Consider the following 10,349-nt stretch of genomic DNA (forward strand, 5'->3'; position numbering starts at 1 on the left):
ACACCCGTCAGTGATCTGTCCGGGCTAAACACTTGTCCCGGGCATCCACGTTCTTCTGTCTGCGCGGCTAGACGTAGATGGCCGGGACAAGCCCGGCCATGACGTTGCAGCTAGCTTGCGTTGCCGGTCACTTCTTCACCATCGCACATGCCGGGTCCGGCGGACCGAACGCCTTGTCGCCCGAGATGGTCGTGAGGATCTTGTAATAGTCCCACGGATACTTGCTCTCCTCCGGCGTCTTCACCTGCACCAGCCAGAGGTCGTGGACCATCAGATTGTCCTCCCGCAGCTTGCCGTTGCGGGAGAAGAAATCCTCGATCGGCTTTTCGCGCATCTTGGCTGCGACCTTGAGCGGATCGTCGGTGCCGGATTCCTTGATGGCGTTGAGATAGTGCATCACGGATGAATAGACGCCGGCCTGCCACATCGACGGCATCTTGTTCATCTTGGCGAAATAGCGCTTCGACCATTCGCGGGTCTTGTCATCCATGTCCCAATAGAATGACGTGGTCAGCAGCAGGCCTTGCGCCGCCTGCAGGCCGAGGCCGTGGATGTCGGTGATCAGCGCCAGCAGCGCCGCCATCTGCTGGCCGCCCTTGAACACGCCGAACTCCGAGCCGGTCTTGATCTCGTTCATGTTGTTGGGCGGTCCGGCCGCGATGCCGATGATCTTGGCCTTGGAGGCCTGCGCCTGCAGCACGAAGGAGGAGAGGTCAGGCGTCGCCAGCGGCGGCCGCACCGAGCCCAGCACCTTGCCGCCATTGGCGGTGACCACCGCGGAAGCGTCGCGCTCCAGCGAATGGCCGAAGGCGTAATCGTCGGTGATGAAGAACCAGCTGTCGCCGCCGCGCTTGACCACGGCGTCCGCGGTGCCGACCGCGAGCGCGCGGGTGTCGAACACCCACTGGATCGCGTAAGGCGAGCAGAACTTGCCGTGGAAATCGGCGGTGCCGGTGGAGTGGGTGATGAACAGCCGCTTCTTCTCGTTGGCGATGTTCTGCACCGCGAGGCCGACCGCCGAGACCGGCACGTCGACGATCAGGTCGACCTGCTCGACGTCGAACCAGCGCCGCGCGAGCGAGGCGCCGATGTCGGCCTTGAGCTGATGGTCGCCGACCACGACGCTGATCGGCTTGCCGAGCACGGTGCCGCCGAAATCGTCGATCGCCATCTGCGCCGCCGTCACCGAGCCCTGGCCGGTCGGTGCAGAGGCCGGGCCGTTCATGTCGGTGAGCACGCCGATCTTGACGACGTTGTCGGAAACCTGCGCCGATGCCGCACCGGACAGCAGCGCCGCCGTCAAGGCGGCCGCGACCGGCAGTCCAAATCTGATTGGATTCATGCTTGTCCTCCCCTGTTCCGGCACGTTGGCCGGTGTTGCCCCGGGTATGCCCGGCTGAATTGGTTTCTTTTGCAACTATTTTGGGGCGGGCGTCAATGTCAGGCTGCGAAGCGGATCTGTCCTGCGGGTGAGGGATCGTAGCCGGTCAGCTCCTCGGCGCGCTGGCGCAGCCGCCGCTCGTTCAGAAATCCGATCAAGGCCTGCATGGCGGGGCGAAAATAGCTGCGCTGCCGCATCGCGAGGTCAAAATTCTCCCAGACCAGCGGCACGAAATCGAGGCCGGCCGAACGCGCGGCGGCGCGCGTCGCGATGCCGCAATCGGCCTGGCCGGCGCGGACCAGTTCCGCGAGATCCGGTCCGGTGAGGGCCGGCGTCTCGACCCGGCGCAAATCCCGCGTCGTGGCGCCCGCGCGCTTCAGCAGCACGTCGAGCAGCATCTGCGCGCCCGTGCCCTGTTGCCGCATCGCCATCCGGGCGCCGAGCGCGAGCACGTCGGTCAGGCCGTGCAGATGCTTGGGATTGCCTTGCGGCAGCACGAGACCCTGTTCGCGGCGCACGAACGCGACCAGCACCGCATCATGCAAATCCGGAGCGGCCCGCAGCGCTTCGACACTGGCATCCCCAGTGAGATCGTCGGAAGCATCCAGGCCGTGGAAATGTATCGCCGCCGCCATCACCTCGTTGCGCTGCAAGCGCTCGAGCCCGCGCACGCTACCCTCGCTCATCGATCCCAGGCCCGAGCCGGATTCGCGCAGGCTCCAATCCAGCAGCTCGTCCTGGCTGCCGCCCACGACCGGCGGCGGCTCCGCGATCAGCATGCCGGCCGGACGCGCGAGGCCAGAGAGCACCCAGAGATCGAGTTCGTGGCGCGGGAAGAGCCACTTCCCGGTCACCTTGGTACAGGGGATCGCGCCGGTGGTGACGAGTTCGTAGAGCTTGCGTTCGCCGAGCCGAAGATAGTCGGCGGCTTCGCTGGTCGTCAGGAATTCCATCCTGCATTCCTATGCAAATTCTTGCTTCTTTTTGACGTTCGACGCAGGTGGAATTCTGCATTTCAATTCTCGTCTTCCGGGACCATGCCTGATCATCTCGCTGCTTTGCAACACATCCTCACGCGCGTCTTTTGCTTTGGTGAATGATCCTGCAGCGTGCGCTCATCGCCGGCGATGGCAATCGGCATGCCGATCTGCGTTGCCGAAATTTCCCGAGCCGCGCGATTGCCGCCTTAGGTCCAAGCCCTGCCGCCGGTAGTGGCTTGATTTAAATTCTATCTGTTGTTGTTCGCATGGGGCGTCGCAGCGCGCAAACACGTCACGAGTGCGGCGCAATCGATCATCATCATGATCGCGTCATAGCCAATGGGAACCTGATCATGGGCCGCCTGTCCGCTGCATTCGCGCTCTTCTGCGGCCTCACCGCGGGCGTTGCGGCCTCGTCCGCGGAAGACCGCGCAATCGTGCTGGCCTCGACCGCATCGACGCAGGAGTCCGGTCTGCTCGACTATCTGCTTCCGATCTTCCGCGACAAGACCGGCGTCGACGTGACGGTGATCGCGCGGCGCGCCGACGAGGTGCTCGACGGGCCGCGAAGAGGCGAGGCGGACGTCGTGCTGATGCATGCGCGACCGCAGGAGGAGAAATTCGTCGCCGACGGGTTTGGCGTGAAGCGTTTCGACGTGATGTACAATGACTATGTGCTGATCGGGCCGAAGAACGATCCCGCCGGCGTCAAGGGCAAGGATATCGCGACGGCGCTGAAGGCGATCGAGGCCAAGGGCGCGCCGTTCGTGACGCGCGGCGATCGGTCGGGCACGCATGCTGCGGAGCTGGCGCTCTGGATCGTCGCCGGCATCGACATCGCCGGGGCCAAGGGCGCCTGGTATCGCGAGGCCGGGCAGGGCATGGCCTCGGCGCTCGACGCCGCGCGCGCCGCCAATGCTTATGTGCTGTCGGATCGCGGCAGTTGGATCGCCTTCAGGGATCGCGGCGATCTCGATATCGTCGTCGAAGGCGACCGGCGGTTGCTCAATCAGTACGGCGTGATGCTGGTGAACCCCGAGAAGTTTCCGAACGTGAAGAAGGATCTCGCGCAGACCTTCATCGATTGGCTGACCTCGCCGGAGGGGCAGACGGCGATCGCAGGCTACAAGGTCGACGGGCAGCAGCTATTCTTCCCCAATGCGGATAGGTCGGGCGGTTGACGGCGGTATCGCCGGTGGTTGCCAAACCGGGCGATGCATGGTCCACCATGGCGCATGACCCAGCGCCTGCCGCCATCGCTGACCCCGCTCGACACCGCGCTCGCCGCGTTGCTGAGCGCGCTTGAACCGCTCGCACCGGTGGAGTTGCCGCTGAGCGAAGCGGCCGGCTGCATCGCGGCGGGCACGCCGCTGCTTGCGGCCCATCCGCATCACGACATCGCCGCCGCGGACGGCTGGGCGCTCTGCGCCAACGATCTCGTCGGCGCGTCCTCTTATTCGCCGCTGCCGTTGACACAAGCGCCCGTGTGGGTCGAAGCCGGTGACGCGATGCCCGACGGCTGCGACTGTGTACTCGATGCCGACGCGGTCGATCCATCGGGGCCGCTCGTGCAGGTGCTGGCGGAGGGCGTGCCGGGGCAGGGCGTCAGGCGTGGCGGCAGCGACATCGCGGCGCGCACGCCGGCCGGCGCCGAGGGCCAACCGGTCGCCGCGGCCGATCTGCTGCTCGCGCGCGTTGCCGGCTTGGACAAGCTCGGCGTGCGTCGGCCCCGGCTGAGCATCGTCAACGTGCCGGGTGCAACGGCAACGATGCATATGATCGCCGCGATCGCGGGCGCCGCGGGAGTGGATGTGAAGACGCATGAGGCCGGCGCGCGTGATGCGGTGTCGATTGCCGATGCGCTGGATATATCCTCTTGCGATCTGATCCTGACGGTCGGCGGCAGCGGAGTTGGCCGCGGCGATGCGGCCGTCGCCGCGCTGGCTCAGCGTGGTCATGTGATCGCCCACGGTCTTGCGCTTCAGCCCGGGCGTACCGCCGCGGTCGCGAAGCTCGGAAAGGTTCCCGTCGTCGCCTTGCCGGGCTCGCCGGATCATGCGCTGGCGGTGTGGCTCGCGCTCGTGCTTCCGCTCATCGACCGATTATCGCTGCGCCGGCCGCGCCGGCAGGTGAGCCTGCCGCTTGCGCGAAAAATCGCGTCCAGCGTCGGCATCGTCGAGATCGCTTTGCTGGCCAGGGAACATCACGGCTGGACGCCGCTCGCCGTGGGCGAATGGCCGCTCCAGGCCATTGCCGGTGCGGATGCATGGCTGCTCATTCCTGACAGCCACGAGGGATTTGCGGCAGGCGTGCCGGTCGATGCCTATCTAATGTGGGAATGATATGGGTTTTGGCATGTCGATGAACCCGCAATCGCAAATCCGCAGCGCGCTCGAACAGGAGCAGTTCCTCAAGATCCTCTCGCGCGAGGAGGCCCTGGCGCGCTTCGAGGCCGCGTTGTTCCCGCGCGCCGTTCCGAGCGAAAAGCGCAAGCTCGGCGATGCGCTCGGCGTGGCGCTCGCTGAAGACATCACTGCGCCGATCGACGTTCCCCCTTTCGATCGCTCCAATGTCGACGGTTTTGCCGTGCGCTCGGCAGACCTTGCGGCGGCTGGCGAAGGCGCTCCTCGGCGCCTCACGCTGAACGGCGAGACCATCCACTGCGGCACCGCGCCGACGCTCCAGGTGGCAGCGGGAACCGCAACGCCGATCGCCACCGGCGGTCCGTTGCCGCGTGGCGCCGACGCGGTCGTCATGGTCGAGCACACCCAGCCGGTTGGCCTTGATGCGATCGACGTGCGTCGGGCGGTCTCGCCCGGGCAATTCGTGTCGTACGCCGGATCCGACATTGCGCGCGGCGAGGCGCTGCTGCGTGCCGGCACCATCATCGGCTCGCGCGAGATCGGCATGCTGGCCGCGTGCGGCGTCGCCGGGGTGACCGTCGCGCGGAGGCCGCGTGTCGCCGTGATCTCCACCGGTGACGAGCTGGTCCAACCCGGCGGGGCTCTTCCGCCCGCCGCGATCTACGACACCAACGGCGCCATCGTCACCGCTGCGATCGACGAGAATGGCGGCGAGGCGATCTTCCTCGGCGCCATTCCGGACGATGAGGCGAAACTCGAATCCGCCATGCGCCGCGCGCTCGCCGAATCCGACATGCTGGTCCTGTCGGGCGGCACCTCGAAAGGCGCGGGCGACTTGTCGCATCGCATCATCGGCCGGCTCGGCCAGCCCGGCATCATCGCGCATGGCGTTGCGCTCAAGCCCGGCAAGCCGTTGTGCCTTGCGGTGTGCGACGGCAAGCCGGTGGTGATCCTGCCGGGCTTTCCGACCTCGGCGATGTTTACCTTCCACGACATGGTCGTGCCGGTGCTGCGCAAGCTGGCTGGCTTGCCGCCGCGCTCGGATGCCAAGGTGAACGCGACCGTGCCGGTGCGCATTGCGTCCGAGCTCGGCCGCACCGAGTTCGTCATGGTGTCGCTGGTCGAGGGCAGGGACGGTCTGATCGCCTACCCCTCCGGCAAAGGGTCTGGTGCGGTCACGTCCTTCGCGCAGGCTGATGGCTTTTTGCGCATTGATGCGCTCGCCGACCAGATGCCGGCCGGAACTGAAACCGAGGTGACGCTGTTCACGCCGCATGTGCGCGTGCCCGATCTCGTCATCGTCGGCAGCCATTGCACCGGCCTCGATCTCGTCACCGCCCAGCTCGCGCATGCCGGCCTGGCCGTGCGCTCGATTGCCGTCGGCAGCCTCGGTGGACTCGCGGCCGCAAAGCGCGGTGAATGCGATTTGGCGCCGATCCATCTGTTCGATGACAAGAGCGAGACCTACAACTCGCCCTATCTCGTCGAGGGGCTCGAGCTCGTACCGGGCTGGCGTCGGATGCAGGGCATCGTCTTCCGCCCGGACGACAGGCGTTTCGAGGGCCTCGGTGCGAAGGAGGCCGTCGCGGCGGCGCTCGCTGATCCCGCCTGCATCATGGTCAACCGCAACCAGGGCGCCGGCACGCGCATCCTGATCGACCGGCTGCTCGGCGGTGCGCGCCCGGAAGGCTACTGGAACCAGCCGCGGTCGCACAATGCAGTTGCGGCAGCTGTTGCGCAGCACCGTGCCGACTGGGGCATGACCATTGCGCCGGTCGCCCAAGCGGCCGGCCTCGGTTTCATTCCGTTCGCGGAAGAGCATTATGACTTCGCGCTGGTCACGGCGCGCAAGGACCGGCCGGCGGTGCAGGCGTTTCTCGATGCGCTTGGCTCGAATGAGGCGCACGCCGCGCTGGAGCGGGCGGGATTCCGGCCTGCGTAGCGACGGTGCAGAAGACCTCGCGCATCAAATATTCGGCTGAAGGAGCGGACTGATACCGGCTGGGTCTGCAGCTACGATGCCTGGTCGGTGCGGCTGGCGGCTTGATCGGACTGACCGCGTTTGCGCTCCCGTTCCTCGGCTTCGGCGAGCGCACGCTGGGCGGCGGCCGACAACGGTTTCGGGTCCGGCGGGACTTCCACGGTGTCAGGCTTGCCCAGCTGCTTCGTGCGATCGATTGCGTCCGAAACATCGAACGCGATATCGACAACATCGAAAATGACTTCCAAGAGCGAGTCGGCCATGGCTCATCCGGGGCAACGTCCCAATCATTGGTCGTTCGCTTCTTAGGTCCGGTTCATAGCCAGGAGCTCAAGGCCATGAACAGGCAACGCATTAGGATGCATCATCCAGCGCCGCCAGCCGTTCGGCCTCGGCGATATCCTCGACCGTATTGGCGTTGAAGAACGGATCTAGCGGCTCGGTTGGCCACGTCACCGTCGCGAGCGGATAGCGCGCGGTCCAACGGTCGATCTTGCGGAGGTCCTCGACGACCAGTGCGTGCCTGAGTTCGTCGCGCAAGCCGACGCGCCACAGGCCGATCACGGGATGGGACTGCTCGCCTGATGCCGCCACCGCGAGCTGAGCGTTCTCCCGTTTTCGCGCTTCATGCAGGCGCGCGACCAGATCGCGCGGCAGGAACGGGCAGTCGCCGGCGGCGCTGAGCACCCATTCGACGCCCGGCCGGTTCGCCGCGGTCCAGTCGAGCGCGGCGAGGATGCCGGCGAGCGGACCGGGAAAGCCGGGCACGTCGTCGGCGACGACCTGCAGGCCGAATGCGGCGAAACGCGCGGGATCGCCATTCGCGTTGAGGATCAGTCCGCTGCACTGGGGCGAAAGGCGCGCGATCACGCGCTCAAGGATGGTGCGACCGCCGATCGTGCGCATCGGCTTGTCGCCACCGCCCATGCGCCGAGCCAGGCCGCCGGCGAGCAGCACGCCTTGCGTCGGCAAACTCTCAGTCGTCACCAGCTTCACCCTTGCGCTTGTGCTTCGCCGACTCTTCCTCGACGTAAGCGAGGTCCTGGTCGTAGACGATGCGTTCCTCGCCCGCGAGGACGATGAAGCGTTTGCCGCGGGTGCGTCCGACCAGCGTCAGCCCGACCTGTCTTGCGAGATCGACGCCCCAGGCGGTGAAGCCGGAGCGCGACACCAGGATCGGAATTCCCATGCGGACCGTCTTGATCACCATCTCCGAGGTGAGCCGCCCCGTGGTGTAGAGGATCTTGTCGCTAGCATCGACACCGTGGCGGTACATCCAGCCCGCGATCTTGTCGACGGCGTTGTGGCGGCCGACGTCTTCGGTGTAGCAAAGCGGGGTGCCTTCCTTGCACAGCACACAGCCGTGGATCGCCCCGGCCTCCAGATAGAGCGAGGGCATCGTGTTGATGGTCTGCGTCATCTGGTAAAGCCAGGAGGTGCGCAGCTCGGCCTTCGGCAGTGCGACGCTTTCGACCGCCTCGAGCAGATCGCCGAAGGCGGTGCCCTGCGCACAGCCCGAGGTCTGCGTGCGCTTCTTCAGCTTGGCCTCGAAATTGGTGTGGTGCGTGGTGCGCACCACGACCACCTGGAGGTCGTCGTCGTATTCGACCTCCGTGACCACGTCATTATATTTCAGCATGTTCTGGTTCAGCAGGTAGCCGAGCGCCAGATATTCCGGGTAATCGCCGATCGTCATCATGGTGACGATCTCCTGGGAATTCAGGTAGAGCGTCAGCGGCCGCTCCATCGGCACCTTGATCTCGACCCTGGCGCCGGTCTGGTCGGTCCCGGCCACGCTCTGGGTCAGGCGCGGGTCGGCCGTGTCAGGGACGATCAGGGGCACGGGGGCTTTGTCGATCTTCATCATGGCGGCGAGGTTAGCATGACATTCGGGTCAAGCCGATATAAGCATGCTGACGGAAAACGAAATGCCTCCGTTCGTCATTGCGAGGAGCGAAGCGACGGAGCAATCCAGAGTGCCACCGTGGAAGCAGTCTGGATTGCCTCGCTTCGCTCGCAATGACGGGGAGGGATAGCGGTTCCACCAAAACCAAGTCGCTCGCGGACACGGAGCTGGAATGAAAGTCATCGGCCTTGCAGGCTGGAGCGGTGCGGGCAAGACCACGCTGTTGACGCGGCTGATCCCGCATTTCAACGCGCAAGGGCTGCGCGTCTCGGTCATCAAGCATGCGCATCACCAGTTCGACGTCGATGTCCCCGGCAAGGATTCCTGGCGCCATCGCGAGGCCGGCGCGGCCGAGGTGCTGGTTGCTTCGTCAAACCGCTGGGCCCTGATGCACGAACTGCGCGGGGCGGCGGAGCCGCGGCTGCCCGAGCTCCTGAGCAAGCTTTCCGCGGTCGATCTCGTCGTGGTCGAGGGCTTCAAGCGCGAGCCGCATCGCAAGATCGAGGTGCATCGCGCGGCGAACGGCAAGCCGTTGCTGTTTCCCGACGATCCCGGGATCGCCGGGATCGCGGCCGACACCGCCATTGACACGGGGCTGCCCACTGTCCATCTCGACGATGTCGCGGCAGCTGCGGCGTTGCTGCTGCGCGCCGCGATGCCGGTCGAAGAAGCGGTGGCGAAAAGCGCCGCGATACGCTGACGAGGCACCATGGCGCAACTGTCGGACGATTGCTTTGCCTTCGGCGGCCCGATGATGTCGGTCGACGAGGCCGTCGGTCTCATTACGACGCGCGTCAACGCGATCGCCGATCTGGAGACGGTGGCGCTGGTCGACGCGGACGGGCGCGTGCTGGCGCGCGATGTCGCAGCGCCTCTGCCGCTGCCGCCCTTCACCAACTCGGCGGTCGACGGCTACGCCGTGCGCAACGCCGACATTCCTGAAGCCGCGGAGCGGGCGTTCCCGCTCGATGGCCGCATCCAGGCCGGCGGCCTCGCACAGGCGCCGATCAAGCCCGGCCATACCGCACGCATTTTCACGGGCGCGCCGATGCCGCCGGATGCAGAAACCGTCTTCATGCAGGAGGACGTTCGCATCGACGATGACGGCAAGATCGTGCTGCCGCCGGGGCTGAAGCCCGGCGCCAATGTCCGCCCCGCGGGCGAGGACATCCCTGAGGGCCACATCGCGCTGCGCGCCGGCCAGCGCTTGCGGCCGCAGCATGTCGCGCTCGCCGCCGCGTTCGGACTTGTCAGTCTCGACGTCATCAGGCGCATTCGCGTTGCGGTGTTCTCGACCGGCGACGAGTTGGCCTCGCCCGGCGAGCCGCGCGCGGCCTCGCAACTGTTCGATTCCAACCGCTTCATGCTGATGGCGATGCTGCGCCGGCTCGGCTGCGAGGTCAGCGATCTCGGCATCTTGCGCGACGAGCGGACTTCGCTCGCGAATGGCTTGAAGCAGGTGGCCGGTGATCATGACCTGATCCTCACGACCGGCGGCGTCTCGACCGGCGAGGAGGACCACGTCAAGGCGGCGGTCGAGAGCATCGGCTCGCTGGTGCTGTGGCGGATGGCGATCAAGCCTGGCCGTCCCGTGGCGATGGGCATTATCGACGGCACGCCGCTGATCGGATTGCCCGGCAATCCCGTCGCGAGCTTCGTGACCTTCGTCCATGTCGTGCGCCCGACGGTGCTGGCGCTCGCCGGCGGCCTGCCGGAGCCGCTTCTGCCGATCCCGATG

At 66.3% G+C, this 10,349-nt stretch carries 10 protein-coding genes; 5 read left to right on the top strand and 5 right to left on the bottom strand.

Features of this window, described 5'->3' with window-relative positions; translation table 11 throughout:
- Nucleotides 1-127: 127 nt before the first annotated feature.
- A complete protein-coding gene (locus IC66_RS0125450; protein WP_028142262.1) occupies nucleotides 128-1,342 on the bottom strand; it encodes an ABC transporter substrate-binding protein in 1,215 nt (404 codons plus the stop codon).
- Between the two features lie 98 nt (nucleotides 1,343-1,440).
- Nucleotides 1,441-2,334, bottom strand: a complete 894-nt coding sequence (locus tag IC66_RS0125455) for a helix-turn-helix transcriptional regulator (RefSeq protein ID WP_028142263.1) — start codon at nucleotides 2,332-2,334, stop codon at nucleotides 1,441-1,443.
- Nucleotides 2,335-2,714: 380 nt separating this feature from the next.
- Between IC66_RS0125455 and IC66_RS0125465 the strand changes: the two genes are divergently transcribed.
- From IC66_RS0125465 to IC66_RS0125475, 3 genes are read left to right on the top strand one after another with little or no spacing between them, the layout of a single operon-like run.
- Nucleotides 2,715-3,542: a substrate-binding domain-containing protein gene (locus tag IC66_RS0125465; RefSeq protein WP_038949543.1), complete on the top strand. Its 828-nt coding sequence runs from the start codon at nucleotides 2,715-2,717 to the stop codon at nucleotides 3,540-3,542.
- Between the two features lie 54 nt (nucleotides 3,543-3,596).
- Entirely contained in the window at nucleotides 3,597-4,703 is a 1,107-nt protein-coding gene (locus IC66_RS0125470; RefSeq protein ID WP_028142265.1) for a molybdopterin-binding protein, read from the top strand.
- A gap of 13 nt (nucleotides 4,704-4,716) precedes the next feature.
- Nucleotides 4,717-6,666 (top strand): molybdopterin biosynthesis protein, encoded by a 1,950-nt coding sequence (locus IC66_RS0125475; RefSeq protein ID WP_028142266.1) that lies wholly within the window; start codon nucleotides 4,717-4,719, stop codon nucleotides 6,664-6,666.
- 71 nt (nucleotides 6,667-6,737) lie between these two features.
- Here IC66_RS0125475 and IC66_RS0125480 read toward each other — a convergent pair whose 3' ends face one another.
- From IC66_RS0125480 to fdhD, 3 genes are all read right to left on the bottom strand, one after another.
- Nucleotides 6,738-6,968, bottom strand: coding sequence for a hypothetical protein (locus IC66_RS0125480; protein WP_028142267.1), 231 nt, complete (start codon nucleotides 6,966-6,968; stop codon nucleotides 6,738-6,740).
- A gap of 91 nt (nucleotides 6,969-7,059) precedes the next feature.
- Nucleotides 7,060-7,701, bottom strand: a complete 642-nt coding sequence (gene mobA, locus IC66_RS0125485) for a molybdenum cofactor guanylyltransferase MobA (protein ID WP_028142268.1) — start codon at nucleotides 7,699-7,701, stop codon at nucleotides 7,060-7,062.
- A complete protein-coding gene (gene fdhD / locus IC66_RS0125490) occupies nucleotides 7,682-8,572 on the bottom strand; it encodes a formate dehydrogenase accessory sulfurtransferase FdhD (protein WP_028142269.1) in 891 nt (296 codons plus the stop codon). The genes mobA and fdhD overlap by 20 nt, the downstream gene beginning before the upstream one ends.
- 211 nt (nucleotides 8,573-8,783) lie before the next feature.
- On the opposite strand from fdhD, the gene mobB reads away from it, so the two are divergent.
- Nucleotides 8,784-9,311 (top strand): molybdopterin-guanine dinucleotide biosynthesis protein B, encoded by a 528-nt coding sequence (gene mobB, locus IC66_RS0125495; RefSeq protein ID WP_028142270.1) that lies wholly within the window; start codon nucleotides 8,784-8,786, stop codon nucleotides 9,309-9,311.
- Nucleotides 9,312-9,320: 9 nt separating this feature from the next.
- Nucleotides 9,321-10,349: molybdopterin molybdotransferase MoeA (locus tag IC66_RS0125500; protein ID WP_038949544.1), on the top strand; the 1,029-nt coding region annotated here is incomplete at its 3' end.

This window comes from Bradyrhizobium genomosp. III (assembly GCF_000261705.1).
Taxonomy (GTDB): domain Bacteria; phylum Pseudomonadota; class Alphaproteobacteria; order Rhizobiales; family Xanthobacteraceae; genus Bradyrhizobium; species Bradyrhizobium ottawaense.